This window comes from Priestia sp. ABM2_011, assembly GCF_056158845.1.
In genome coordinates this window covers 1,677,987-1,703,801 of sequence record NZ_JBSWUB010000001.1, presented here as the reverse complement: position 1 = coordinate 1,703,801, position 25,815 = coordinate 1,677,987, and the positions used below count along the sequence as shown (strand labels likewise).

31 protein-coding genes and 2 pseudogenes are annotated in these 25,815 nt (G+C 39.2%); 10 read left to right on the top strand and 23 right to left on the bottom strand.

What is annotated here, in order from left to right; genetic code table 11:
• Positions 1-267: 267 nt before the first annotated feature.
• Positions 268-1,584: a CitMHS family transporter gene (locus ACXAE4_RS08970; protein ID WP_028414937.1), complete on the top strand. Its 1,317-nt coding sequence runs from the start codon at positions 268-270 to the stop codon at positions 1,582-1,584.
• Positions 1,585-1,917: 333 nt separating this feature from the next.
• Here the strand turns inward: ACXAE4_RS08970 and ACXAE4_RS08965 are convergent, their stop codons facing one another.
• Both ACXAE4_RS08965 and ACXAE4_RS08960 read right to left on the bottom strand, forming a co-directional pair.
• Positions 1,918-2,595, bottom strand: coding sequence for a hypothetical protein (locus ACXAE4_RS08965; protein WP_328173016.1), 678 nt, complete (start codon positions 2,593-2,595; stop codon positions 1,918-1,920).
• 148 nt (positions 2,596-2,743) lie between these two features.
• Positions 2,744-3,196, bottom strand: a complete 453-nt coding sequence (locus ACXAE4_RS08960) for a hypothetical protein (RefSeq protein WP_289578257.1) — start codon at positions 3,194-3,196, stop codon at positions 2,744-2,746.
• Positions 3,197-3,396: 200 nt separating this feature from the next.
• Between ACXAE4_RS08960 and ACXAE4_RS08955 the strand changes: the two genes are divergently transcribed.
• Complete coding sequence (locus tag ACXAE4_RS08955; protein WP_098999651.1) at positions 3,397-3,639, top strand: hypothetical protein; 243 nt, start codon at positions 3,397-3,399, stop codon at positions 3,637-3,639.
• An 85-nt stretch (positions 3,640-3,724) separates the two neighbouring features.
• Here ACXAE4_RS08955 and ACXAE4_RS08950 read toward each other — a convergent pair whose 3' ends face one another.
• The 4 genes and pseudogenes from ACXAE4_RS08950 to ACXAE4_RS08935 all read right to left on the bottom strand — a co-directional run bounded on the left by ACXAE4_RS08950 (position 3,725) and on the right by ACXAE4_RS08935 (position 6,065).
• Positions 3,725-3,859 (bottom strand): hypothetical protein, encoded by a 135-nt coding sequence (locus ACXAE4_RS08950; RefSeq protein ID WP_255256922.1) that lies wholly within the window; start codon positions 3,857-3,859, stop codon positions 3,725-3,727.
• A 139-nt stretch (positions 3,860-3,998) separates the two neighbouring features.
• Positions 3,999-4,643, bottom strand: a pseudogene (locus tag ACXAE4_RS08945) (Bax inhibitor-1/YccA family protein).
• 145 nt (positions 4,644-4,788) lie between these two features.
• Positions 4,789-5,370 (bottom strand): ATP-dependent Clp endopeptidase proteolytic subunit ClpP, encoded by a 582-nt coding sequence (gene clpP / locus ACXAE4_RS08940; RefSeq protein ID WP_028414941.1) that lies wholly within the window; start codon positions 5,368-5,370, stop codon positions 4,789-4,791.
• Between the two features lie 29 nt (positions 5,371-5,399).
• Positions 5,400-6,065 (bottom strand): sigma-70 family RNA polymerase sigma factor, encoded by a 666-nt coding sequence (locus ACXAE4_RS08935; protein ID WP_028414942.1) that lies wholly within the window; start codon positions 6,063-6,065, stop codon positions 5,400-5,402.
• A gap of 152 nt (positions 6,066-6,217) precedes the next feature.
• On the opposite strand from ACXAE4_RS08935, the gene ACXAE4_RS08930 reads away from it, so the two are divergent.
• On the top strand, positions 6,218-6,757 hold the full coding sequence (locus ACXAE4_RS08930; RefSeq protein ID WP_028414943.1) for a DUF2199 domain-containing protein: 540 nt from the start codon (positions 6,218-6,220) through the stop codon (positions 6,755-6,757).
• A 39-nt stretch (positions 6,758-6,796) separates the two neighbouring features.
• Here ACXAE4_RS08930 and ACXAE4_RS08925 read toward each other — a convergent pair whose 3' ends face one another.
• The 3 genes from ACXAE4_RS08925 to ACXAE4_RS08915 all read right to left on the bottom strand — a co-directional run bounded on the left by ACXAE4_RS08925 (position 6,797) and on the right by ACXAE4_RS08915 (position 9,847).
• A complete protein-coding gene (locus tag ACXAE4_RS08925) occupies positions 6,797-8,047 on the bottom strand; it encodes a C40 family peptidase (RefSeq protein ID WP_099331227.1) in 1,251 nt (416 codons plus the stop codon).
• A gap of 179 nt (positions 8,048-8,226) precedes the next feature.
• Entirely contained in the window at positions 8,227-9,426 is a 1,200-nt protein-coding gene (locus ACXAE4_RS08920) for an MFS transporter (RefSeq protein ID WP_028414945.1), read from the bottom strand.
• Positions 9,395-9,847, bottom strand: coding sequence for a MarR family winged helix-turn-helix transcriptional regulator (locus ACXAE4_RS08915; RefSeq protein WP_013058498.1), 453 nt, complete (start codon positions 9,845-9,847; stop codon positions 9,395-9,397). Before ACXAE4_RS08915 ends, ACXAE4_RS08920 begins: the two co-directional genes overlap by 32 nt.
• 253 nt (positions 9,848-10,100) lie before the next feature.
• Here ACXAE4_RS08915 and ACXAE4_RS08910 point away from each other — a divergent pair, with 253 nt between their 5' ends.
• A complete protein-coding gene (locus ACXAE4_RS08910) occupies positions 10,101-10,529 on the top strand; it encodes a hypothetical protein (RefSeq protein WP_028414946.1) in 429 nt (142 codons plus the stop codon).
• Positions 10,530-10,543: 14 nt separating this feature from the next.
• Here the strand turns inward: ACXAE4_RS08910 and ACXAE4_RS08905 are convergent, their stop codons facing one another.
• The 4 genes from ACXAE4_RS08905 to ACXAE4_RS08890 all read right to left on the bottom strand — a co-directional run bounded on the left by ACXAE4_RS08905 (position 10,544) and on the right by ACXAE4_RS08890 (position 12,540).
• Positions 10,544-10,921, bottom strand: a complete 378-nt coding sequence (locus tag ACXAE4_RS08905; protein ID WP_028414947.1) for a hypothetical protein — start codon at positions 10,919-10,921, stop codon at positions 10,544-10,546.
• A 149-nt stretch (positions 10,922-11,070) separates the two neighbouring features.
• The gene (gene sigH, locus ACXAE4_RS08900) at positions 11,071-11,721 is read right to left on the bottom strand and encodes an RNA polymerase sporulation sigma factor SigH (protein WP_049165990.1); all 651 of its coding nucleotides are present in this window, start codon (positions 11,719-11,721) and stop codon (positions 11,071-11,073) included.
• 385 nt (positions 11,722-12,106) lie between these two features.
• Positions 12,107-12,262 (bottom strand): DUF3934 family protein, encoded by a 156-nt coding sequence (locus tag ACXAE4_RS08895; RefSeq protein WP_162837669.1) that lies wholly within the window; start codon positions 12,260-12,262, stop codon positions 12,107-12,109.
• A 77-nt stretch (positions 12,263-12,339) separates the two neighbouring features.
• Positions 12,340-12,540 carry a cold-shock protein gene (locus tag ACXAE4_RS08890; RefSeq protein ID WP_013058502.1) on the bottom strand — a complete coding sequence of 67 codons (201 nt, stop codon included), beginning with the start codon at positions 12,538-12,540 and terminating at the stop codon, positions 12,340-12,342.
• Positions 12,541-13,022: 482 nt separating this feature from the next.
• Here ACXAE4_RS08890 and ACXAE4_RS08885 point away from each other — a divergent pair, with 482 nt between their 5' ends.
• A complete protein-coding gene (locus ACXAE4_RS08885) occupies positions 13,023-13,697 on the top strand; it encodes a hypothetical protein (protein ID WP_028414948.1) in 675 nt (224 codons plus the stop codon).
• A 41-nt stretch (positions 13,698-13,738) separates the two neighbouring features.
• On the opposite strand, the gene ACXAE4_RS08880 is transcribed toward ACXAE4_RS08885, so the two are convergent.
• From ACXAE4_RS08880 to ACXAE4_RS08865, 4 genes and pseudogenes are all read right to left on the bottom strand, one after another.
• Positions 13,739-13,852: a YjcZ family sporulation protein gene (locus ACXAE4_RS08880; RefSeq protein ID WP_080754474.1), complete on the bottom strand. Its 114-nt coding sequence runs from the start codon at positions 13,850-13,852 to the stop codon at positions 13,739-13,741.
• A 189-nt stretch (positions 13,853-14,041) separates the two neighbouring features.
• A complete protein-coding gene (locus ACXAE4_RS08875; RefSeq protein WP_028414949.1) occupies positions 14,042-15,430 on the bottom strand; it encodes an amino acid permease in 1,389 nt (462 codons plus the stop codon).
• Between the two features lie 41 nt (positions 15,431-15,471).
• Complete coding sequence (locus tag ACXAE4_RS08870) at positions 15,472-15,756, bottom strand: hypothetical protein (protein WP_475235876.1); 285 nt, start codon at positions 15,754-15,756, stop codon at positions 15,472-15,474.
• Between the two features lie 22 nt (positions 15,757-15,778).
• A pseudogene (locus ACXAE4_RS08865) lies at positions 15,779-16,801 on the bottom strand (amino acid permease); the annotation flags it as partial.
• A 582-nt stretch (positions 16,802-17,383) separates the two neighbouring features.
• Here ACXAE4_RS08865 and pruA point away from each other — a divergent pair.
• The 3 genes from pruA to ACXAE4_RS08850 all read left to right on the top strand — a co-directional run bounded on the left by pruA (position 17,384) and on the right by ACXAE4_RS08850 (position 20,917).
• Entirely contained in the window at positions 17,384-18,952 is a 1,569-nt protein-coding gene (gene pruA, locus ACXAE4_RS08860) for an L-glutamate gamma-semialdehyde dehydrogenase (RefSeq protein WP_028414951.1), read from the top strand.
• Positions 18,953-19,024: 72 nt separating this feature from the next.
• Positions 19,025-19,939, top strand: coding sequence for a proline dehydrogenase family protein (locus ACXAE4_RS08855; RefSeq protein ID WP_033579975.1), 915 nt, complete (start codon positions 19,025-19,027; stop codon positions 19,937-19,939).
• A 174-nt stretch (positions 19,940-20,113) separates the two neighbouring features.
• Complete coding sequence (locus tag ACXAE4_RS08850; RefSeq protein ID WP_155010481.1) at positions 20,114-20,917, top strand: YwqG family protein; 804 nt, start codon at positions 20,114-20,116, stop codon at positions 20,915-20,917.
• 57 nt (positions 20,918-20,974) lie between these two features.
• On the opposite strand, the gene ACXAE4_RS08845 is transcribed toward ACXAE4_RS08850, so the two are convergent.
• Positions 20,975-21,496 (bottom strand): YcxB family protein, encoded by a 522-nt coding sequence (locus ACXAE4_RS08845; protein WP_224980470.1) that lies wholly within the window; start codon positions 21,494-21,496, stop codon positions 20,975-20,977.
• A gap of 172 nt (positions 21,497-21,668) precedes the next feature.
• On the opposite strand from ACXAE4_RS08845, the gene ACXAE4_RS08840 reads away from it, so the two are divergent.
• On the top strand, positions 21,669-22,055 hold the full coding sequence (locus ACXAE4_RS08840; protein WP_155010483.1) for a VOC family protein: 387 nt from the start codon (positions 21,669-21,671) through the stop codon (positions 22,053-22,055).
• Positions 22,056-22,081: 26 nt separating this feature from the next.
• Here the strand turns inward: ACXAE4_RS08840 and ACXAE4_RS08835 are convergent, their stop codons facing one another.
• On the bottom strand, positions 22,082-22,234 hold the full coding sequence (locus ACXAE4_RS08835; protein ID WP_169746682.1) for a hypothetical protein: 153 nt from the start codon (positions 22,232-22,234) through the stop codon (positions 22,082-22,084).
• Between the two features lie 190 nt (positions 22,235-22,424).
• Here ACXAE4_RS08835 and spoIIP point away from each other — a divergent pair, with 190 nt between their 5' ends.
• On the top strand, positions 22,425-23,609 hold the full coding sequence (spoIIP, locus tag ACXAE4_RS08830; RefSeq protein WP_034271278.1) for a stage II sporulation protein P: 1,185 nt from the start codon (positions 22,425-22,427) through the stop codon (positions 23,607-23,609).
• Between the two features lie 382 nt (positions 23,610-23,991).
• Here the strand turns inward: spoIIP and ACXAE4_RS08825 are convergent, their stop codons facing one another.
• From ACXAE4_RS08825 to ACXAE4_RS08810, 4 genes are all read right to left on the bottom strand, one after another.
• Positions 23,992-24,420, bottom strand: coding sequence for an EAL domain-containing protein (locus tag ACXAE4_RS08825; protein WP_475235872.1), 429 nt, complete (start codon positions 24,418-24,420; stop codon positions 23,992-23,994).
• A gap of 582 nt (positions 24,421-25,002) precedes the next feature.
• Positions 25,003-25,080 carry a diguanylate cyclase domain-containing protein gene (locus tag ACXAE4_RS08820; protein ID WP_475237325.1) on the bottom strand — a complete coding sequence of 26 codons (78 nt, stop codon included), beginning with the start codon at positions 25,078-25,080 and terminating at the stop codon, positions 25,003-25,005.
• Positions 25,081-25,264: 184 nt separating this feature from the next.
• On the bottom strand, positions 25,265-25,495 hold the full coding sequence (locus tag ACXAE4_RS08815) for a PAS domain-containing protein (RefSeq protein WP_475237323.1): 231 nt from the start codon (positions 25,493-25,495) through the stop codon (positions 25,265-25,267).
• Entirely contained in the window at positions 25,476-25,610 is a 135-nt protein-coding gene (locus tag ACXAE4_RS08810) for a hypothetical protein (RefSeq protein ID WP_475235869.1), read from the bottom strand. Before ACXAE4_RS08810 ends, ACXAE4_RS08815 begins: the two co-directional genes overlap by 20 nt.
• Between the last annotated feature and the right edge of the window lie 205 nt (positions 25,611-25,815).

The window sequence follows — 25,815 nt, the reverse complement described above, 5'->3', positions numbered from 1 at the left end:
AGAAACTTTCTTTTAGACCAAGCTTTTTTCTGGACTGCCATTATAAAAAATTTTTATGAACTTTCTAAAAAAACCTATATTTCCTTTATTTTTCAAAATGTACTAACATGAAAACAAGAAACATCAGCGGGGGTAAAGAGCGGCTTTAAAAATTCTTAATAATCAAACTACGGCTCATACATGGGGATGAGAGATGTTAGTCACGTTTTTTTACTCTAAAAGTAAACGCTTTCAAAGAAAAGAGGGAAAATAAAGGAGGTTGTTTGAATGCTAGCACTACTAGGTTTTACAATGATTATTGTCTTTACGTATCTCATTATGTCAAAAAGGATGTCTCCTATCGTAGCTTTAATGGTTATTCCGCTTCTTTTTGCGGTGATTGGAGGGTTTGGCAAAGGCGTCGGAGACATGATGCTAGAAGGGTTAAAACAAGTAGCTCCGTCAGCTGCGATGCTGCTGTTTGCCATTTTATACTTCGGCGTTATGATTGATGCCGGCCTGTTTGATCCATTAATTAAGCAGCTGTTAAAAATCGTAAAAGGCGATCCGCTCAAAATCGTGATTGGAACCGCTCTTCTATCGCTTTTAGTTGCACTAGACGGAGACGGTACAACTACTTATATGATTACGGTTTCTGCTCTTCTTCCACTGTATAAACGTTTGAATATGAGCCCGTTAGTGTTAACGACGGTTGCGATGCTTTCTCTTAGTATTATGAGCAGCATGACGCCTTGGGGAGGCCCGGCTACTCGCGCGATTGTTGCTCTTAACCTCGATGCATCAGAGTTCTTTATTCCACTTCTTCCAACGTTAATTGGCGGAGCTTTGTGGGTGATTTTTACAGGCTATATTCTTGGAAAAAAAGAGCGCAGACGACTTGGTGCTATTGACATCGAGCAGTTTGAATTAAAAAGCTCGCTTGCTTTTGCTGAAGACGCGTCTTTAACTTCTCAAGAAGATATTACGCAGCCTAAAAAAATCTGGATTAACTTAGCCTTAACCATTGCACTTATGGTCGTATTAGTTTCTGGTATTTGGTCCGTTTCTGTTTTATTTATGATTGGTTTTGCGCTTGCTCTTATGATTAACTATCCAAAACTTGAGGATCAAAAAGAACGTTTAATGGCTCATGCAGGCAACGCGTTAACCGTTGCAGCCCTTGTCTTTGCAGCCGGTATTTTTACAGGAATACTCTCCGGCACTAAAATGGTGGACGAAATGGCAAGCCTGTTAATTCATTTAGTTCCTGATTCACTCGGTTCGTTTTTACCAACAATCGTTGCTTTAACAAGCATGCCGTTTACATTTGTGATGAGTAACGACGCCTATTACTTTGGTGTTTTACCAATCTTCGCTGAAACTGCTGCTTCTTACGGAATTGATCCAATGGAAATTGCGCGAGCTTCAGTACTCGGACAACCTGTTCATCTATTAAGTCCACTCGTTGCCTCTACTTTCTTACTTGTAGGTATGGTAGGTGTTGATCTTGGTGAACATCAGCGCTTTGCATTTAAATGGGCCGTTTTAACGTCTCTTGTTCTCATTGTCCTTGCTATTGTCACAGGCGCACTTACGCTATTTTAATAGGGAATAAAAGCTGCTATAGCTTTTTATTAATAAATTCTACATGATAGGTGGAGGTACTTCTAAAATGTATGTGATTACGTGTTATGTCAGAAAAGGTGAAATGAAAATGTACGAGTTTGATAGTAAAGAAGAAGCGCTTTCTCAGCTCAAAAAGCTGAAAGGCTGCAGTATTCTTTCAGAAGTTGCTTACTTTAATGATTCATCGGTTATTCCGATAGCTATTTAATTATGCACCACTCAACCCTATAGGTACAAATTTGATAAGCTTCCTTTCGCTCAAAAGGAAGCTTCTTTTTTATGTTCTTCTCAAGCTCCGGCCCTTTTCTCTCATCAACGTTTTGTTACGTCTGGTTCGTTTTGTTTCCTTGCTTCAATCATATGAATAATTCGATTAATATGTGGAGTTAATGCTGTACATTTTTGATAGAAGGCTCCGTCTACAACAAGCAGCTCTTCGTCCATCCCGCAAAACTTGCAGCGGAGCTCTTGTGGTCCTGCGTATGAGGTGTGATAAACACTATCGTTAAAGATGGTATAAAAAGTATTTCGTTGCTGCGCGTCGTAAAAGCCATATTCTTTATTACTGTCATCACGGTAGTTAACTCCATAGTTCCGTTCAAATTCTTCTTGAGTAAACCCATCCTGCAAAAGTTCATTTTGTACTAGTTCTCTTAAACAATCCTCTATTTCTTCGTCGTTAAATGAACAATTATGTGCGTAAACATTCAGTTCTTCAGTGCTGTTCTCTTTTACCATCACTTCACTGCCGCAAATCTTACAGGGGTGTTTAGGACGCTGTTGATCAAAGTAAGAGAGAGTTTGTACCTTTTCCACTGCTATTTCATCGCTCACCTTTTTAAATTTGATCATCACATTTTCTGTTTGACTAACGTTTTCGTTATACAACATCACTTCATATTCATCTATATTCTTTCCGTTTTCTTTTCGACTCGAATGCTCCATTACTTCATACGAAGAAATGGTAAAAAACTCGTTAAAATTCACCACTAGCATGCATCCTTCCAAAAAATTTGCGTTCTCTATGTACCTGCTCTATACTACCATTTTTTCAAAGGCTCGCACCACTAAACGAACTTCTTTTAAATTCATGCATGTATAGCAGTTCACTATAACTCCCAAATATCCGATCAGTTCGCTATTTCACATTCACATCAAATAAATAAGTTGCCTTTCCATGAGGCCATTTACCCGATACTTCGTAAAGATAGTAACCGCTCTTTGAAGACACTTCAATATGATTATCCGTTATTTTAATTTTTTCTTTTTGATTATTTTTGCTTAGTTGATAAATTGTAAGTTTTGGATTGTTTTTTAGTAGAATTGTAACTTTGGTATCTTTCTCTAGCGTGAGGTCATCAAATTCTTTAGCAACCTCTTTTGGTGAGTAAGAATCCATTTTGGTTATGTGCGCACCATCGTCACCGTTCCATTCATATTCTCCTACTCGCATTTCATACTCTTTGTCATTAACCACAATGCTTCCTGACACTGGAACTTGTTCATCATTAGGTGTAGATACATTGACCTTTTCTTGGTTGCAACCAACTAGTAAGAAAAAGAATAACGATGTAAGAACTACTTTATTCATACTTTCCCTCCTCTTAAGACTCGCTCTTCTCCTCATCTTATTTTTCATCACAAATATATAATACCAAAAATATCCATAAGAGAAACCATGAAAAATCGTCACAATTATGATTTACATCAATCTGTTTGGTTACAACCCCTTATGCATATTCTTTTACTATGCGGCATACGTAACACTAACCCTTTTATAAGGAGGATTCCATGAATACGTATATAATCATCAGTATTGGCGTTGCTGCCAGCGCATTTTTATTTCGTAAATATCGAAAGCAAGTCGTTGAAATATATACAATCAGTGAATTTATTCATGCTAAAAACGGCGCGGTCGCTACAGGCTCCACGTGGCTTGAAAAGTTTTTGAAAGAACCTTACGCTACCGGACCAAACTATGAAAAAACAGAGGATGACGTTAGCGAGGATGGAGATGGGGATGGCGGAGAATAACTAAAACAAAAAAAAGAGATTGTGATATAACTACATCAATCCCATCTAAAGATCAACAAATTGGATACATGAGGTGGACTGCTTATTATACCGCTGTTGATTTCCGTGCAAGGCTTCGCTTTCCGCGGGCGGCCGCTGAGCCTCCTCGTCGCTTCCGCTCCTGCGGGGTCTCACCTATTCCGCTTCTCCCGCAGGAGTCTCCGCCTTGCCCTCCAATCAACAGCTAGAAGCATCTAAATGGATGACACCTACGCTCATCCTACCAATAAAAAATCCGAACGAAGTTGATTCTCCATCAAGAATCTTCATCGTTCGGATCGCCCTTCAGTTAGAACACTTTTGTCCCAGCCTATTTCTTATTAATCATCGCTGCCTAAAATACCAAAAAAGCGAAGCAAGTTGATGAATAGATTAATAAAGTCTAAATAAAGAGATAGTGCCAGCAGTGGAACAAGCTCTTCTGTAATTTCACCATGCTTCATTTTGTTAAAATCATATAGTACGTAAAGTGAGAAAACGATGGTACCAATCACTGAGAATGCCATAAGTCCAGGCGTTGTTAATGGACTAAACAGCGAGAAAATGCTGATGCACACTAATGCTAACAGCGCCACTAATAAAAAGCTGCCTAAAAACCCTAAATCTTTTTTTGTTTTTGCGCCAATTACACCCATCACCGTAAAAATAACGAACGTGCTTCCAAACGCATAAAGAACGACTTGCGCTCCCGCTACTGATGCATAGTAGCTGACAATCGGAAACAGCGTGATGCCTGATATAAATGAAAAAGCATATGTAAAGCCCTATCCTACGCTTTTTTTCTTTCGTAACATAAATGCGGCAACCAGCATCACAATTTCAGCAATCGCTAACGGAAGGAAATAAGCCGGCGGCACATATTGACCTACATATAAGCCAACTGTTGAAATAAATAACGAAAAAATAAATGTGACTAATACTTTTTGAAACAGAGACCGCTGCTCTACTCCAATCACTTCTTGCATGTGTAAAACCTTCTTTCTAAAATCTGTTATATTTTATATAATACCTACCTTTTCAAGAAAAATAAAGATAATACTAAGGTCTTTTTTCTTATTTCTATAGACAAGAAAGCATAGACGCTGCCGTCTATGCTTTCTTGTCACCTCTTTATTTCGGCAACAGAATACCATCGATAATTCCGTACTCCCTTGCTTCTTCAGCACTCATGAAATAATCTCGTTCCGTATCGTTTGCCACTTTTTCAACCGGCTGTCCCGTTCGTGTTGATATGATTTCATTAATATGCTGCTTCAATTTTAAAATCCGCCGAGCGCTAATTTCAATTTCAGTCGCCTGCCCTCTAGCTCCTCCTAGCGGCTGATGAATCATAACTTCACTATTTGGAAGTGCATAGCGCTTTCCTTTTGCTCCTGCTAGGAGAAGCAGTGCGCCAAAAGAAGCGGCCATGCCCGTGCAAATTGTTTGAACGTCCGGCTCAATGTACTGCATCGTATCATAAATCGCAAACCCTGCGGAAGTCGAACCTCCGGGGCTGTTAATATACAGTGAAATATCTTTTTTAGGATCATCTGCCGCAAGAAATAAGAGCTGCGCGACCACGCTGTTAGCAATATGATCATTGATTTCATCACCAATTAAAATAATCCGGTCTTTTAACAGCCTCGAATAAATATCATACGAACGTTCACCGCGGTTGCTTTGTTCAATTACATATGGAATGGTACTCATATATATCCTCCTTGTCACGCGTAATATGGCTATGCAGCCATGCAGAGAGTGCATGTCGGAGTATACGTTGGTTTTTGAATGACGCTTTTTAAGGAAGGCAACTCCCGAATCAAAAGTGCTGGGTCCTGCGCTTCTAACGTTTTATAAAACAGTTCTGACAGCTTTTTACGCTCTCTTTCATCCCAAAAAGAATCTGTAGAAAACGGCTCACTGTCTTTTTCTAATCGCTGCTTAGCACGATGTAAATTGCTTTTCACCGCTGTTTCTGACGTTTGTAAAATCGAAGCGATCTCTTTCAGCTGATAGCGAAAGCCTTCTTTTAAGAAAAAGATAACCGCTTGCTTCGGCGTAAATTGACTAAGCAGCAGTTCGACCGAGTGTCCCTTACTATCAAACGCATGCTTATCGGCTTGTTGTTCCAAAGCTTTTTCTTCGACTATTCCTTCACGCTTTCGTTTTCGCAGCAGGTCAATCCAGTGGTGGTACGCAATTTTATTTAACAGCGCAGAAGACAAATTGTGCTCTTCTCCTTTATATCGCTGAGCTTTTAAAAACGTTTCTTGCGCGATATCATCTCCGTCCCACACATTTTGTGCTAAAAAGCGGCAGTACTGCTGCAGTTTTGGGTAATGCTCGTTCCAGCAAGCCTCATCAAAGCTTTCTGTTTGTTTTTCAATTTTTTTTGAATGTGACATGGTTTTCACTCCTTTTGCACTCTCTATTTACTAAACGATTAAAGGAAATTCAAAAGATACGGGGAATCAAACTTTTTTATACATTATACGCTTAAGCAGCCATTTTTTTGTATTATAATGAAGATACTTTTATCTAAGGAGTCTAAAATGATATGCGAAGAAGACGATTATACGGCAAAAAGAAAACGAACAAACTTCACTATAAAGACTTAACTTGTGAACACCCTCTGCCCGCTTTGCCTATGAGTTATACAAGTGAAGCTCCTTTTTACTATTATGAGGCGTCAGAAGACGAAAAACAAAACGACTTTGAACTATATTCAGAGATTTGTATCATGAATCAAGAACATTTTTTCGTCAGAGGCTGCGTTGAAATTCCCGTTCTTAATGAAGAAGACCCTTTCATTTGGAACATTTGGGTTTCTTTAAGCGAAGAAAATTTTCATCGAATGATAAATTTATGGGAAAGTGACGAAAGAGAACATGAACCGCCTTATTTCGGCTGGTTTTCAGTTTCAATTCCAGGCTATCCTGAAACGTTAAATTTAAAAACAAATGTGCATACAAGACCTGTTGGAACGAGACCTCTCATTGAATTAGAACCAACCGATCATCCTTTAGCCATCGAGCAGCGGGAAGGGATAACTCTAGAGCGAATCAAAGATATACAAAAACAATTGGCTACCTATTAAAAAACCAAGACAGCCCCAGACTGTCTTAGTTTTTTACCTTTATGGCATGCGCTTTGCTCCGTAGTATTTAGGCGCCCAGTAGCTGTCTACTTTATAGTTTGTAATTTTCACGCCCTCAGATGTGGATACGTGAACGACATAGTCATTTCCAATATAGATAGATGGAATAAGTGAACTTCCTTCAAAAAAGACGAGATCTCCCGGCTTCAAGTCAGATTGTGAAATGGTTTCTCCTGCTTCCCACTGCTGACTTGCATAGCGCGGAATGTCTTTTCCAGCTGCTTCTTTATAAATGTATTGAACAAAACCTGCTGTATCAAAGCCTGTAGAAGGACTTGTCCCACCTTGTGCGTAAGGTACTTCTCCTACATATTTAAGAGATTCCGTCACAAATGGATTGTCTTTTGACAGCGATAAGTCATCGTAGCGCCTTGCTCCGGCGTACTTAGACGTCCAGTAGCTGCTTGTTAGGTAATCAACCGTCACATTTTCGCTGCGCTTGGCGTGAATAAACTGATTGCCGCCTGCGTAAATGCCTACGTGTGAAATCCCTTCACGATACGTGTCTTTAAAAAAGATAACGTCTCCTGGCTTTAAATCTGCCCGTGCAACTTCTTCTCCAACTTGCCACTGCTGATCGGTTGATCGCGGAAGGTAGACGTCCGATGCATGTTGAAATATATAGGCAACAAATGCGGAACAGTCAAAACCGTCTGTTGGCGACTCGCCTCCAAATACATATGGCGTGCCGAGATGTTTTAATGCTTCTGCAATGACTTCATTATCTTTTGCAATTTCCGGTGCTCCTGTAATGCGCTTTGCTTTGGCGAAATGTGATGACCAATAATCACTGCTTGAAATGTTTTTCACCACGACTTTTCCGTCTGAAGAAGATGCATAAATCATCTCATCGTCTCCGATATAAATAGCGGCTACGTTCACTTCACCGTTTTCATTAGTGTCAAAAAACAATACATCACCCGCTTGCAGCTCGTTTTTATCAACGTCTGTCCCAAGCTCTGACTGTTCTTTCACGGAACGAGGCAGCGTTGTATCCAGCGCTTGCTTAAACACATATTGAACGAAGCCAGAGCTGTCAAACCCTTCGCTTAGCGTCTCTCCTCCAGATGTATAATCGGCTCCTTCATACGTTTTTGCTTTACCAGCAATCACGTTTTCATCTGTAGCAGCCTGTACTTGCACAGCTTTTTCTGCAGGAAAAGCGCCTTCATAAAAAGTGGCAAGACTAAGCCCTAACGCTGTGACCATAAGAGGTTTCATTACTTTCATGTTTGTTCTCCTTTGTTTTTTATTTCATCCAAGAAGTTTTATATGTAAATGGTTCCCCTGTTAAAGTATGGTGCAGATGGATAGGAATTGGCTAGTACCTTTTGACTTAAATATGCTTCCCTTCCAAAGTCCTGTAAAAAATCCATAAAAAAACTCGGCGCATATTACGCCGAGCTTTTTTATTTCATGCCCACCTGGATATTTGCTGCTTTTTGTTTTTGACGTAAATTTGCAATCCACTTATAGTAAAGCGTAATTAACAGAACAAAAATTCCTAGCGCAAAGTACAGTTTCGAATAGCCTAAAGCGCCTGCTGCAATTCCTAATACAAACGAACCAACTGCAATCCCGCTATCATAAAACGTAAAGAATGTAGCAGTTGCATATGCGCTTCGGTGAGCAGGCGCCGCTTGAATCGCAAGCGTTTGGAAGCTAGGAAGCAGCGTTCCATACCCTAGTCCTACTAACGCACCTGAAAACAGCAGCATCCAAGAAGAATGTGTAAAGCTTAAGCTAAATAGACCAATCGCAAAGACAATACACGATGGAATAATCACAATGTTTGGGCCAGATTTATCAAATAATCTTCCTGTAAACGGTCGTGAAATCAGCATCGCAGCTGCGAATACGACAAAGAAAAAGCTTGCTGTTTTAATTAATCCAAGCGACTGTGCGTACACAGAAATAAACGAAATAATACTTGCATACGAAAAAGAAACGAGAATACCTACAGATGAAATCGGCATGGATTTCTTTTCAAACAAGTCGCTCAGTGAAAATGATTTCTTCACTGGCGAAGCAGCGTTTTCTTGAAGATTTTTGACCATCATTCCACACAGCCAGCCAACGAGCATAATCACGCCAAATACAAGGAAAATAATGTTGTATGCCATGTATTGATGAAGCGTTAATGCTAAAAACGGCCCTGCAACTACAGCTAAGTTCATTGACATTCCGAAGTAGCCAAGCCCTTCTCCTCGTCGTTTAGCGGGAACTAAATCCGCTGCAATCGCTCCGGTGACGGTTGTCGCTAAGCTGAATGAAATTCCTTGAAAGAAGCGCAGTAATAAAAGCACGTTAAAATGGTGGATAAACATATATAAGAAGGAAGAAAGCGCAAAAATGAGGGTACTAAATACAAGCGTTTTTTTCTTTCCAATGTTTTCAATGACTTTCCCTGAAAACGGTCTAACAATAATCGCAGATAATAAAAAGATGGTAACAACAAGCCCTGCCTGCGTACTCGTGCCGTCCAAGGCGTCTAATACATAAATCGGCAGCAGCGTCAGCAATGCATAAAACACGACAAAAATAAAAAAGTTGGTAATTGCAATGCTGATAAAGCTTTTAGTCCAGATTGGCTCCTGCTGGTTCGTCATTCATTTCACCCTTTTCTGTAGATTTACAAATTTTCTTTAATAACGAAATAAGCTGATCCTGTTCGCTGTCGGATAAAGCAATCAGCAAATTTTCTTCCAAACGTTCAATTTCTTGCTGAATTTCTGGAAGCTTTTTCTTCGCTTGAGGAGATAAATAAACGATGCGCTCTCGTTTATCACTGCCTGCTTTTCGCACAATCCATCCGCTTTTTTCAAGTCTTGTTAACGTGCGGGTAACCGTTGGCGCTTCGACATTTAAATACTGCCAAATCTCTGTTTGCGTCATCGAACCGAATCGCTTTAAACAAAATAAAATTGAATACTGTGAGCTGTATAGCCCGTACGCCTTTAACACTTCATTTACTTCTTTAATAGACAATCTCGACTTTTGATGAAGTTCATGAAACACCAAGTTATTCACTTTTCCCACCTCACCTTTTCATTTTATTTACCTAGGTAACTAATTGCTCTTTTATTAGTATATGTGCTGCTAGTTGATGTGTAAAGGCGGCCAAAAAGAGTAAAAATCAGCTGTTTTCTCTCATTTTCTACTAATGATTTACGCTTACACTTCTGTTTTCTTATTCTTTCGTATCACGAAACTTTTTGTATAGATTTACATGCACCTGCAAACTCTGTTAAAGAAGACGAAACAATATGCGGGAGGCTGGTATATGTTTTCACTGCGCGGCGATGCTCATAAAGTCTACCTTAAACTGAAAAAAGCGGCTCATCAAAACCAAAACGCAGAAGATATTGATGAATTAGCGGAAATGGAAGAAATTCGGCAGCTTTACCTTACGCTCGACAGCGCTATTTTACGAAAAGTGTATTACCGAATGACCAAAGAAAAAAACGGCTCCGGCGTCATCCCTATCCTTGTTTCTGCCTTGCCTTGGCTCTTTTTTTTATTTTCGCAGCGGCTGCAGCAATTTTTATTTAAAGACGGCAGCTGGCTTTGGATTATTTTTGTCGTGCTTTATGTTTTTATTCTCATTCCAAGCGTGTTTCTTCATTTCCGTGAACAATCGTGGGCTTCTGTTCATATTGAAATTATTCAAGACATTTTAAAAGATCGTGAAAAAGAGCCGAAACCCCTTTGAGGTCCGGCCCTTTTCTATTCATGTAGCTTATTCATCACTTTTGGAATGACGTGAGACAGTAAAAACCTACCTAAAAGAATCAGCAGGTAAATCATAATGAATTGAAAAACAATGAACACATGATGCGTATGTGCCCAAGCAAGCATATGAGTCGTAGAATAAGCCAATACAACAATTAATAGTAAAAAACACAGTACGTATAAAATACGCTTACCCCAAGAGGTAGCTTTTATTTTCTTTTTAATAAGCCTGCGATGTTGAATTCCCTGTAAGCATATGTAGAGGGTCAATACAAATGTAAGCATATCTCGCATTACGAAAAAAGGAATAAGTCCGATTCCTACAATCATCCACGTTAGCTTGTCATAATGCTTGTCTAGAAAGAAAAACATAAAATCCTCCTTCGAAATTAACGTGCTATTAGTTTAACACATAAAGGAAATTATGGTAAAAACCTAAATTTGCTAAATATTTCAGTGCAGAATAGACACCTATTCAATAAAAAAAGAACCTTATTATCCAATAAGGTCCTCTTTACCTATTATGAAATAGCTTGTCTGCTTTCTACGTCTCGACCTAACTTTCTTTTGATACGCTGCAGCGCGTTGTCAATTGACTTGACGTGCGTGTTTAATTCTTTCGAAATTTCAGCGTATGAATGGCCGTCCATATACAGCGTCAATGCTTTTCTTTCCAATTCACTAAGTGTTTCCGCAATTTTTAACTCGCGGTCTTCCACTTTTTCTTGATGAATCAGCACCGCTTCCGGATTAGCAATTTGATCGCCAGGAATCATATCCATCAGCGTATAGTTTGATTCTTCATCATACAGAGGCTTGTCCAATGAAATGTACGAATTTAACGGACCGTGCTTTTGACGAGTAGCCGTTTTAATCGCCGTAATAATTTGTCTTGTGATACATAACTCCGCAAACCCTTTAAAAGATGTTAGCTTGTCTTCGTTAAAGTCGCGAATTGCTTTGTACAGTCCAATCATTCCTTCTTGGACGATGTCTTCTTTTTCAGCACCAATCAAAAAGTATTTTCTTGCTTTTCCCCTTACAAGATTTTGATACTTATTGATTAAATACTCCAATGATTTTTCGTCTCCGCTGTGAACCATTTCAACCAAAACATGATCTTCTAACATAGCATAATTTTGAACTTTTTCAATTACGATGCCTGCGCTCACTCATATCCCCCCGTTACACTTAGTTGAGTTTTGATGTGTTCTAAACTGATGCATGATCTACTTACTACGACGCTACTGCAATACGGTCCAGAAACGTAAAAAGCGTACAGAGTAAACTGTCGCTTTCCTCTCTCACTTTATGCTCCCCTGCATCTTTCTATAATCTATTATAAAGAAGTATAACCGATAAAAATCAAAAAGGTTGTCGAAATATGAAAGTGTTTGCAAAAAAAATCAATTTTTATAGAAAATTCACACAAATCACTTTATTATTTCATATAGTGACAGCAATCTGTCAAAAAAGCAATAAAAAAATAATTCCATATGAAATAAACTTACTCAAGCAGAGTAAGTCGAAGTTGCAGATGATACTGCGCATATAGGATTAGTTGCCTTCCGGCTTATCAGCATTTTTTGTTCCCTTGCTTTTATAAGGCTTTGCATTTTTCTTCTTTTTTGCACTCGCCTGCCAGCGGTTCCACCCTTTTTTGCCGGTGCCTCGCCCCGTGCCACCTTTACCTTTTGCTTTACTCATACGTATTCCTCCGTTACCTGCGTGTTTGCTACAATAAAAAAAGACCCCGTCCAAAGTCGGAGTCTTTTTTGGATTGCATAAAATTATGCTTTTACAACGTTAGCAGCTTGTGCACCGCGTTGACCTTGCTCGATGTCGAAAGTCACTTTTTGACCTTCGTCTAAAGATTTGAATCCGTCGCCTTGAATTGCGCTGAAATGTACGAATACATCTTCTCCGCCTTCAATTTCGATGAAACCGAAACCTTTTTCTGCATTAAACCATTTTACTGTACCTTCAGTCATACTATTTCCTCCAGTGGTGGAATTACTCCACACATATATTACTACCCTTGCTCAATCGTACTATTTCCAGATAAAAATTTCTATTGAAGAATATTTCTCTTCTTTCAATTTCATACCGAACAAAAATAATTAACCTTAGTGTAACATATCAATTTAGAAATAGCAAGTTTCTGTTCTAAGACAGGCTTTATCCTAATTATGTATCTGTTAAAACCCTCTGTGTAAGCTTTGAGGCTACCGACATTTCTGGATTGTGATGCGCCATAAAGTTTTTTCATTCTGCAATATGTATCATTTGCACAAAAATAAATATTTCATATCCTGTTTTCTAAGAAACTACGACGCTTATAAATGGACATGCACATTTTTTATCAATTTATTTCCCACTCTCTCTTCTCCCATGCAATAAAATAACCATTAATTACAAAAAAAGATAATAATAGTATATAATGATACGTGATTTATAGCTAAGGAGGAACAACATGATTCGTGAACGATCACTTTTGATAAAAGGACTCATCTTTTTACTAGCTGTTTTTATCTTAAATATCCCTTTCCCTAACTCAGCGCCGCTTATTAATTCTGTCTTTTCTTTTTTAGGCCTTCCCATTTATGGAAATGAAGAAACAATGACGGGATTCTATTATGCTAACAATGCTTGGGCAATCATACTTTTAATAAGTCTTTTTTTACTTTATAAAAGTTTAAACCGTCATCGTTTAAAACTAACGATTTTAGCTGCATTCATCGTTACTTCCGGCCCTGGGTTTATGATTGAAGTCATGCAAAAGACCGTGTTAACAGGAATGTATGCCGTTTCTTACGATGCTGAAAACAGCAGTTGCACATTCGAGACTAATAAAAGAGAAACCATATTAACGGGAAACTGCAAGCTTTCCTTTGAAAATCACCGTTCAAAGCCTGTTACGTTTGAAGTGGCAATTGATAAGCGCGCTTTTTTTGAAGATGAACAGCCTTTTTTACAAATGATGAATAAGCCTAAACTTCATACCATTACGTTAGAATCAAAGGGGTATCAAACTGTAGAAATTACTTCATCTGTCAAAGTAGCTGATTTACCCTCTAAACTCTATATCGGAGAAATGAACGGCTTTCACGTAAACATTTATCAAAACGGGAAAAAGCGTTATTTATAAGCATTGAAAAAAGCCCTTATAGGGCTTTTTAAATGAGTGAATTACCAGCCAAGGCCTCCGCCGTAGCAGCTGCAGCCGATGATTACTAATAAAATAAATAATACAACTAATAAAGCAAAACCAGATCCATATCCACATCCAGCGTTTCCAGACATACGAACACTTCCTTTTCTTTAGTTACTCTTTCCTCAAGAAAAACGCCGCTTGCATTTCGCTTGAGTTGGATTATCTTATGCCTGAACACGCCGATTTGACTCTGGTTTTTTCTTTTTTCTTTTTCCTTCTTGCCATGCACCTCATTAGTAAAAAAAGAAAATGCTTTTCAGCCCCTCTTACAAAATCATTTATTTCACTAGCTTACGTCTTTCAGAAGACCGTACTTCCGTGCGCTTTCCGATACCTAGTACATAGTAGCTCAGCACGACAATAGCTAAAAAGATAAGCCCGACAATCAGCGATATGCGCGTTTCATCATTAAACCACATGCCTACAAGCACCATAAGTAAAAACGCGATGGTTACGTAGTTCGTCACAGGAGCAAAAGGCATTTTAAATGGATGCTGATCCATCGCCGCTCCTTTTGCTTTTCGAAAACGAATTTGACTAATAAGAATGACAAACCATGGAATCATACCTGGAAGCACGCTCGCGCTGTACACGTACACAAAAACATTTGGCGGAGCAATATAATTTAAGACAACGCCCGCAGCTAGCCCAATCATTACCGCAACGGTACTATAAATAGGTACACCGTTTCGAGAAACCTTTGTAAAAAACGCTGGAGCCTGTCCGTTTACGCCTAACGTATAAAGCATGCGTCCTGCGCTGAAAATTCCGCTGTTACATCCAGACATTGCCGCTGTAATGACCACAAAGTTAATGATTCCCGCAGCTGCCGTAATCCCTACTTTCGCAAATGTAGAAACAAACGGACTGCCGAGTGAGTCCAGCTCGTTCCACGGATATACCGTTACAATGATAAAGATGGCACCGATATAAAAGATTAATATACGCCAAATCAAGCTTTGAATCGCGCTTGTTAACGTTTTTTTAGGATCTTTGGCTTCTCCTGCTGTAATTCCAATAAGCTCTACTCCTTGATAGGCAGCAATCACAAGCGACAGCGCAAAGAAAAAGCCGGACCATCCGCCTGTAAAGAAACCGCCGTTTGCCCACAAATTCGATAGTCCAAGCGCTTCTCCCCCGTTTCCAAGACCGAAGAAAATAAGGCCAAGACCGGCAATAATCATGAGAACAATCGTAACAATTTTAATCATTGCAAACCAAAATTCAAACTCTCCAAACGATTTCACTGAGATTAAATTTGCCGCACCGAGAATGATCATGGCGACAATTCCCGGAACCCACGCCGGCAAATGCGGGAACCAGTACTGCATATAAGCTCCGACAGCAATAATTTCTGCCATGCCGACTATGACCCACTGAAACCAGTTGCTCCAAGCCGTAATGTAGCCAGCTAACGGGTGAATATATTTATGACCAAATGTCGCAAATGAACCCGTACTTGGCTCTAAGTAAAGCATTTCACCCATTGCACGCATAATAAAGAAAATAAAAACGCCGCAAATAGCATACGCAAGCAGGACGGATGGCCCCGTCCATTTAATGGTGCTTGCTGAACCCATAAATAACCCTACCCCGATCGTTCCTCCAAGAGCAATCATTTGAATATGACGAGATTCAAGCCCTCTTTTTAACTCTTTGTTTGCCAATTTACTTCCTCCTAGCCCCTCGTGATGATTTTCTCTTCTATTTAAGAGATTCTTTTATTCCCCTGTCCTGATAGGGAATGATCATCTTTTTTCTTTTTCATAAAGAAGTACGAACATACCACAAATACAGCAATCAGCAGCGTGAGATAAAACTGAGTGCGAAGTGAATCAATAAATGCCATCGCAATAAAGATACTTGTGATCGCCGCAATCGTTCCATACGTTAAATAAGGAAACAGCCACATTCTGATTTTTAAAGCTTCTGGCTTTTCTTTTTCGTATTTCTTTCTCATGCGAAGCTGTGAAAAAGCAATAACAAGGTACACAAGAAGCGCTACGCCTCCCGATGCGTTTAAAGATTTTATCAGGTGAAAGATAGTTAAAACCAACGCTGATGTAAGAAATCACGGTACATCCTACAATGGAATTAAACGGAATGCCTTTTTTATTCACTTTCAAAAACATGCGCGGCGCGTCTCCTTTTTGCGCCATTGAGTAAAGCATACGAGAACTCGTATATAGACCTGAATTTAAGCAAGAAAGAACAGCAGTCAGTACGATAAAGTTCATAATTTGAGCAGCTGCCGGAACGTTTACCAGCTCTAATATCGAAACAAACGGACTTTTCATCAAGCTTGAAGAATCCCACGGAAGGATTGTTACTAAGATTAAAATGGACCCAAGATAAAAAATTAAAATACGATAAATAACGGTATTTGTTGCGATGGTGATCGCTCGCTCAGGCTGAGCCGATTCTCCAGCCGCTGTTGCGACAATTTCTGTTCCCATAAAAGAAAACATCACAATCGCCACTCCTAAAAAGACGGAGCTGATTCCATTTGGAAGAAATCCTCCTCTATGAAGAAGGTTCGACGCTCCCGGAGACTCTACTCCCGGTATTAAACCGAGGATGATCGCTCCCCCTAAAAGTAAAAACAGCACTAAACTAACTACTTTAATAAGCGAAAACCAGTATTCAAATTCACCAAATGATTTAACAGAGTATAAGTTCGTTAACGTTAATAAAAATGTCAGGAGCAGACTCACACCCCAAGACGGTAGAGATGGAAACCAGTATTGAATAATCGTTGAACCAGCAATCGCTTCAACAGCAATAACAATTACCCAGAAAAACCAGTATAGCCAGCCGATTGTGTAGCCAGCCCACGGTCCAAGCGCTTCTCTGGCATATGTCGCGAACGAACCGCTTGAAGGATTAGCCGTAGACATTTCCCCCAGCATTCGCATCACTAAAATCACCAGCAAACCGGCAAACGCGTACGAAAAAATGGAACCAGGACCTGCTGCGTTAATAAGCGATCCGCTTCCAATGAACAAACCGGCACCAATGATTCCTCCTAAAGAAATCATGGTTATGTGTCGAATTTTTAATTCTTTTTTTAACTCAGGCGGTTGATGACTCATATTAAAATCCTCCTCATAGAAACCGTCATTTAAAGAATTACACGTTCTTCGCATCGCGCGTTAAATATGTAAGCCCTTACAAAATCATGGACAAATAACTGCCGTTTTCCTACCCTCCTTCTATCTGTGCATGCAAATGAAGCTTTCACTTAACGCAAAAGTCAGCTTCATTCGACAAAATCACTTTTCGAATTATATGATAATTTATTTTGAACAACTTTGTCTATTGTTTTTTGATCGAAAAAGTATTTTACCTTACTATCGATAAACTCTTTCTTTTATCGTAATTCTTCACTTCAAAACATCTTTTCATCTACTTACTCATATCCCTTTCTTTTCTTTTTGTTCAAAATCACTATAAAAAACATCGTTTTATTGGCTTTTTAAACAAAAGTGTTTATTTTAAAAATTTTTGAACATTTTTGTTAAAAAACTATGTACAAAACGAGAATAAGGTGATTATAATACAGGTATAGGGTGTTGGAATATTAATTATGTTGTAAATTTTCTAAAAAAGGGGTAATGAAAATGAACACAATGAATATTAACGAAATCAAACAATACAAACACGAGCCTTTCACGGACTTTACGGTTGCTGAAAACAAAGATGCGTTTGAATCTGCATTAGAACTTGTACAATCAGAGCTTGGAAAGGACTATCCTCTTGTAATTGGCGGAGAATTCATTACAACAGAAGATCAAATTCAGTCCATTAACCCAGCAAATAAAGCAGAAGTTATCGGACGCGTGTCAAAAGCAGATCAAGACCTGGCTGAAAAAGCAATGCAAGCAGCACTTTCTACATTTAATACATGGAAAAAAGAAGCGCCGGAAGCTCGCGCTGACATTCTTTTCCGCGCAGCGGACATCATTCGCCGCCGCAAACATGAATTTTCAGCTTACCTTGTAAAAGAAGCAGGAAAGCCGTGGAATGAAGCAGATGCTGATACAGCAGAAGCAATTGACTTCCTTGAATACTACGCTCGCCAAATGGTGCAGCTAAAAGACGGCGCGCCTGTTGAGAGCCGCGAAGGTGAAGAAAATAAATTTAACTACATTCCGCTTGGTGTCGGCGTTATTATTTCACCGTTTAACTTCCCGCTAGCGATCATGGCTGGAACAGCAGCAGCAGCGATCGTAGCAGGAAATACAGTTCTATTAAAACCAGCAAACAACACGCCGGTTATCGCAGCAAAATTTGTAGAAGTAATGAAAGAAGCCGGCCTTCCAGACGGCGTACTGAACTACGTGCCGGGAAGCGGAAGCGAAATTGGCGACTATTTAGTAGATCATCCAAAAACACGCTTTGTTTCATTTACAGGCTCGCGTGAAGTAGGCTGCCGCATCTATGAACGCGCAGCAAAAGTACAGCCTGGTCAAATTTGGCTAAAGCGCGTTATTGCTGAAATGGGTGGTAAAGACACGGTCGTTGTAGATAAAGATGCTGATTTAGATTTAGCTGCTTCTTCTATTGTGTATTCAGCATTTGGCTTCTCTGGACAAAAGTGTTCAGCAGGTTCTCGTGCGGTTGTTCACCAAGACGTATACGATATCGTTCTTGAAAAAGCAGTTGCGCTCACAAAAACATTAACAATGGGCAGCCCTGAAGATGTGAACACGTATATGGGACCTGTTATTGATCAAGCTTCTTTCAACAAAATTACAAAGTACATTGAAATCGGTAAAGAAGAAGGCCGTTTAATGACGGGCGGAGAAGCAGATGATTCAAAAGGCTACTTCATCCAGCCTACGATCATTGCAGATGTAGATGAAAAAGCACGTTTAATGCAAGAAGAAATCTTCGGCCCAGTCGTAGCATTCTGCAAAGCGCGCGACTTCGATCATATGATGGAAATTGCGAACAACACTGACTACGGTTTAACAGGTGCCCTTCTTTCAAATACGCCTGAACACATTGAGCGTGCGAAAGAAGAGTTCCACGTTGGAAACCTTTATTTCAACCGCGGTTGTACAGGTGCCATCGTTGGGTACCAGCCGTTTGGCGGATTTAATATGTCAGGAACAGATTCAAAAGCTGGCGGTCCTGATTACTTGATTCTGCACCTGCAAGCAAAAACAACAAGCACAACGCTTTAATACTCAGTAGAGCAGCCCTAGGCTGCTCTATCTTAAAACAACAAGGGATTTTTTCTATAGGGGGAGATATTTATGTTAGCAGAGGTATCTAAAAATGTGTTTCTTCACGCTTCCCAAAATAAAGCGCTAAACAAAGCGGCGAAAAAATGGGGTCTTCGCTTTGGTGCAGCTCAAGTGGTAGCTGGCGACACAATTGAACATGCGATCAAAAAAGTACGGGAATTGAATGAAAAAGGGCTTGTTTGTACGCTTGATCATTTAGGGGAATTTGTTTCAAGCAGAGAAGAAGCTATCGAAGCAACTCAATATAACATCAGAACACTAGAAGCTATGGGCCAAGCCGGTGTAACGTGCAACTTATCTGTCAAAATGACGCAGCTTGGTTTGGATATTGACCGCAGCTTTTGCGTTGAGAACATGCGCCGCATTCTTGAAACGGCGAAAAAATACGATAACTTTGTTCGAATCGACATGGAAGACTATGCTCACTGTCAAATGACGCTAGATATTTTACGAGAGCTTCGCGAGACGTTTGATAATGTTGGAACGGTTATTCAAGCTTACCTGTTCCGCGCTGAACAAGATGTAAAAGAGCTAAAAGGCATTCCTCTTCGATTGGTAAAAGGCGCGTATCAAGAATCACCAACCGTGGCGTTTCAAGACAAAGCCCAAATTGATGAGAACTATATGCGAATTATCGAAGAGCATTTGCTCAGTGGAACATACACGGCTATTGCATCTCACGACCACAATATTATTGCAAAAGTAAAAGAGTTCGCTCACAAAAATAACATCCCGCGCACGCAGTTTGAATTTCAAATGCTGTACGGATTCCGAACAGATATGCAGCTTAGCCTTGCAAAAGAAGGCTATACAATGCGCGTATACGTTCCCTTTGGCAACGACTGGTTTGGCTACTTTATGCGCCGCTTAGCGGAAAGACCACAAAATGTCGCATTTGCTTTAAAAGGATTCTTTTCTAAATAAGCAGTTCATTTAGTAAGGTTCGTAATGAAAACGCTATCATTTCTTTGTGCCCTTTGCGGATGCTTCTGCAAAGGGGTTTTTTTATACGATTTCTCTTCCCTTTTCGTATGTATTACGATAAAATAAAAATACGAACAAACGTTCTTTTCATTACAAACAAAAAGGAGAGTACATATGAATCCTCTATTAAAATTAGCACTGCCTCCCAAGCTAGAACCTTACCGAAAAGAAATCGAAAAAACATGTAAACCTTATATCCACATCCATACGGTCATGAACAGTCCAAAATTATATGAAAGCAAGTTTGGCGGCAACCCTTACCTTCCTCTAGAAGCAAATCATCCTCTTGATTCTCAGGGCAAGCCGATGCTCCTGATGGCACAAATCAATTTTTCTGACGTGCCTTCCTATGAAAATATGCCCTCTCAAGGCATGCTTCAATTTTTTATTTGTGGAGCTGATAATGAAAACGCCGGCGATGTGTACGGACTTGAATTTGACCATCCTACATCTCAAAAAGACTTTCGCGTCGTTTTTTATGAAGACGTAATAACTGACGAAAAAAAGTTAACAACCGATTTTTCGTATCTTGAAGACATTGACCGAGATATGTTTCCTATTCCTCAAGAAGTGGGCTTACAGTTTGAAATAAGAAGCGAACCCGTTTCCCCTACTGACTATCGCTATAACGCTGTAGAACCAGGTTTTTTTGACGATGAAGAAACGGAAGAAATCTACTGGGATGAAGTGACGGGCGAGTATCATAAAATGGGCGGATACGCTTTTTTCACTCAAACTGATCCAAGGGACTACGATGAAGCGCTGCGAGCATACAATGTTTTGCTTCTTCAATTTGCCATGGACGACGAAGCGGAAATTATGTTTGGCGATGCAGGAGTGGCCAATTTCTTTATTAAAGAAAAAGACCTTCGCAACCGTAACTTTAAAGATGTTTTGTATAACTGGGACTGCTGTTAAAAAAACGCCCTCTTAGATACTTTTCTAAGAGAGCGTTTTTTACATTACTTTTACTACTCAGCCTGTTTTTCTTGCAGCATTCAGCGTTTCTTTAAACTGCTGTAGCGCTTTTACATCTGAAAATGTGTTTGTAGGAATAACATATCCGCTCATTGCGCTAACAAGAATAAAGATATGTTCATCGGTTTCTCTAATTTGAGTGATGCTTGACCAAGGAGTCTTCACTTCTCCTTTTAAGCTTTTCTCTACCAAGCCATCTTCTGTAACCATCATAGTATGCTCACCTGTCAGACTGCTGTTATCTCCTTCATTTATTACCTTTATAATGTTCTTTTTAATACTTCCGTAAAAATATTTCGGATAAAATAAAAACCAAAGAACCGCAAGCAGCGCAAATGCTACGAACATGCCAAGTAAAAACTCTCCTTCAACCCACGAAACAAGCAAAGGAATAAGAAGAAAAATAAGCGACATCCATCGCTGAACTTTCAGCACTTTTTGTACTCTTTCCGAATGTTGAGCATGATGCATATTAAAAGCCACATAATCATCTTTTGTTAACGTATAGTGATATTCCATATTAATCTCCAATTCTTCTAAATAACAACAAAATAAAATATACCTCATTTGGTGTTATATGTATATAAAATAATAAGTTTTTCTTATGAAACACATCAACTTTTTATCATTTATTTACAGTGATACATCACGTAAACTTAACTAGTACTCTACTAGTTAAGGGGGAATGTTTATGACTTTTACACTAACGCATATTGATCATATTCAGCTAGCTGCACCACCGCATTCAGAAAGCAAAGCACGACACTTTTTTGGAACCGTTCTTGGCTTAACAGAAATTGAAAAGCCGGAAAGTCTAAAAAAGCGCGGCGGCGTGTGGTTTGAATTCGGTTCTTATCAGCTGCATATTGGTGTGGAACCTGCCTTTTCACCCGCTAAAAAAGCGCATCCAGGCTTTCACGTTAAAAATCTACCTGCGTTCAAAGATCATCTGACTAGCTTCGGTATTCCTTTTATAGAAGACCAAAACATTCCCGGCGTCGAAAGAATTTACGTGGCTGATCCTTTTGACAACCGAATTGAGTTCTTAGAGAAAGTGAATCTTCCTTTTTCTAACTGAGTGTTCGACAAAACAAGAGCTCTTATTTAAGAGCTCTTGTTTTCTTTTGGTCCTTCTTTTTGCTTTTCTTTCCACAGCATGTATAGCAATAGCCCCAGTACACAAAACGCCACGCCAAACATCGTTAAAGGAAATAACAGTGTATTAATAAAATGATGATAAACCCATGAATCGTTCATCTAACCAGCTCCAATATGCACCGTTTTTTTATAGTATGCCCTACTATAACCTTTTTTATATTGTGTTAAATATCATGGTTTCTATCATATTTCTTTTTCTTTTTAATAGAGTAAATAGTAGATACATAACATTCTCCTCTTAGAGTTCTTATTCGCTGATTTCAAAATTTTATTAGAGGAGGTTTACTCTATGAAAAAAAAGTTCACTGAAAAGCCTAAAAAGCTTTTTTGGATTCTTTCTTATAAATCATTAATTATCGCTATACTATTTGTTCTGTTAACATCTGCCGCTATTTTTACCGTCACGTATTCAACTCTTCAGCATACGCTGCGCTCGAACGTTGTCTATCAAGCGCTATCAAATTATAAAGCTCAAAGCTTGTTCTACTTCATGCATACGGAAAACCATCATTTCTCTCATGCCTTTGAAGAAGACTTCTCCCCGCCTCCTCTTTCTTCTGTCGCCCTGCAGCTTGCGACGAATATTCGCGTGGCGGATACAAGAAGTCTATTTGGATCAGAACTGCCCGGCTTTTCTATTTTTGATTCTCATATTCTGTTAGCCGGTGAAGGAACGGATTATACCACGATTCCTCATGAATCGGCTCCTCCTCTCGAAAGCATTTCTGGAGAGCGTGATTTGGATCCTGCTGAAAGCAAAACGTACGAAGAAAGCAAAAAACAGTCTCAAACACAAGCTAAGCAAAGCACGGGAGACAGAAAAGTTGTGTACATCTACCACACGCACAGCTGGGAATCTTATTTCCCTTTACTTGGTATGCCAGGTGAAGCGAACGAAAATAAAGCAGTAGATAACAAAACCAACATCACGCTCGTTGGTCAAATGCTAGGAATGGAATTAAAAGCAGACGGAATCGGATCGGAAGTAGATACAACCAACATGACGCAAAAGCTGAATGAAAAAGGCTGGGGTACAGGACGAGCCTATGCGATGTCTCGAAGCGTGGTGGAAACAGCTCTTCAGCAAAACCAAGACGTCGATTATTTAATTGATATTCATCGTGATTCACTACGTCAAGAAAAAACAACGGCTACTATCAACGGCAAATCGTACGCTAAAATAATGATTGTATTAGGTGAAGCGAATCCGAAATTTGATGAAAATGTAAAAATGGCTAAAGCGATTCATGAAAAGCTAGAGGAAAAATATCCAGGCCTTAGCCGCGGAGTATTAAGCAAAAAGAAAACAAGCGGCAATAACGGCCTGTATAATCAAGACTTATCCGACCGCTCCATTTTAATTGAAGTAGGCGGCGTCGATAACAATATGGAAGAACTCACAAATACCGTCAAAGCCTTTTCTGATGTGTTCAGCGAGTATTACTGGCAAGCTGAAAAAGTGAATGCGCAGTAAACAAAAACTAGCTACCCCAGGTAGCTAGTTTTTGTTTTTATGAGAGTCACGCTTCTCCTTTTCTTCACACGCACAGCAGACAAGCTTCCCTTCAACAACCACACCGTTCAAAAATCCCTCTAAACAGTACACGTTCTTTTGACATATCGTGCAGATTCCAACGTACTCTTTCACGACTTTCTCACTCCTTACATACGATTAAAAACCATAAAAAAAGCTCTATTAAAGAGCTTCTTTCCGTACATAGGATTTTCCTTCATTTCAACAAACGGCTCATTTCCTCAGGAGAAAGCGGCTTATCAAATAGATAGCCTTGACCGATATGACAGCCTTGTCTCCGTCACAAACTGCAGCTGTTCTTCGGTTTCGATTCCTTCTGCGGCTATAGGGCAAACTTAAGTTTTTTCCCCATTTGAATAATCGTTTCCACCAGCACTTTTCCAACTTCATCTAAGTCATCAATAAATGATTTATCAATTTTTAACGTATTGATTGGCAAGTGTTTAAGATAGCTGAGAGAAGAGTAGCACGTTCCGAAATCATCCATGGCCACTTTAATCCCTAAGTTTTGGAGAGGTATCAGGACTTCTTTTAAATCTTGGTTGTATTGGATTACGTTTTCCGTAATTTCAATTTCAAGAAAAAATGGATTAAGTCCCGTTTTTTTTAAGATATCTTCAACATCTTTTACAAATTCCGGTGATTTCAATTGAATAGGCGATACATTTACGCCAATTTTAGTAACCCTAGAATACATATCCGTCCATATTTTCATTTGATTGCATGCCTGTTCTAATACCCAGTTTGCCAACTGGTACAACCAATCCTAGCTTCTTCTAAAATGGGCAAAAATTCATTGGGGTAGACAATACCAAATTTCTGCGCTACTCCAGCGGATAAGCGCTTCTGCCCCTATGACATCAGACGTTTTCAAATCGATCAAGCGGCTGATAAACGAGCTGAAACTCATTTCTTTCTAACGCATACTTTCAACTCATTCTCCATGCTAATCAGTTTTGAATGAGTTTTTTCATTTGATGCAAGAAGAACTCATTTCATATGTGTTTCGCCCATTTCGTTTTGCTATATACATAGCCCTATCTGCTTGTTTAATTAGCTTCATCTATTAGTTCACCAATGTGTCTTCTGGAATAACATGTTGCTTACATTCCTTTGAAAATAGGCTGATGCCAATGCTTGTAGAAACCAGAAATTTATGGCCATCTATGTAGAAAGGAAGAGACACCTCTTTTATAATTTGTTCAGTGATTTTTTTTATTTCATCAATCAGTTTTCAACGTGTGTAGTACTAGGATAAACTCGTCGCCTCCATGTCGTGAAATAAAATCAGCAGGATGGATATACAATTCTTCAATCTATCTGCTACGCGCTTTTAAGCAAGCACATCTCCACGGTGATGGCCAAGCGTATCATTTATTGATTTGAAGCGGTCTAAATCTAAAAATAAAATAGCCAGTCAGTTCTGGAGATTCTTCATCTAAAAACAGTTTTTTTAGCTGTTTGTTTAACCAGTAGCGGTTAGGTAAATTAGTTAACGTGATCATAATAAGCCATTTGCTTAATTTTTTCTTCATATGCTTTTCGCTTTGTAATATCATTACGAATAGATACGTACTGATACGGATGACCTTCGTTCATCTAAGAAATGGAACAATAGTTGTATCTACCCAGTAGTATGAGCCGTCTTTTGCCTTGTTTTTTATTTCTCCGTGCCAGACCTTACCTGAGCTGAATTGTACTCCATAACTCTTTAAAAAACCGTTTCTGAGTGATAGTTTCGAATTAATAATACGATGATTTTGGCCGAGGAGTTCATGCCTTTCGTATTTGGAAGTTTCGCAGTACTTATCGTTTACGTGGTTTATAAATCCGCTGATTATCTGTAATAGCTACAATAGATGACTCATTTAATGCAAATTCAATATCATTTAGTTTTTTCAGCGCTTCTTTAAATTTATATTCAAAATGCCTGTTTTCCATATCCTATACACCTTTATCAAAATTTTAACGATAAAACAAAACCCATGACGAAATGATAGAGAGGAATCGTGAATAATGAATACAATTTAATTAGCAATGGACAGTGAATTAGTTTGTCCGATTGCCTTACATTCGTAAAATAGTAAGCGTACAATTGCCGCTTTTCCTCTTTACACCTTTACAAACTTCTTACACGCAGTTTGTA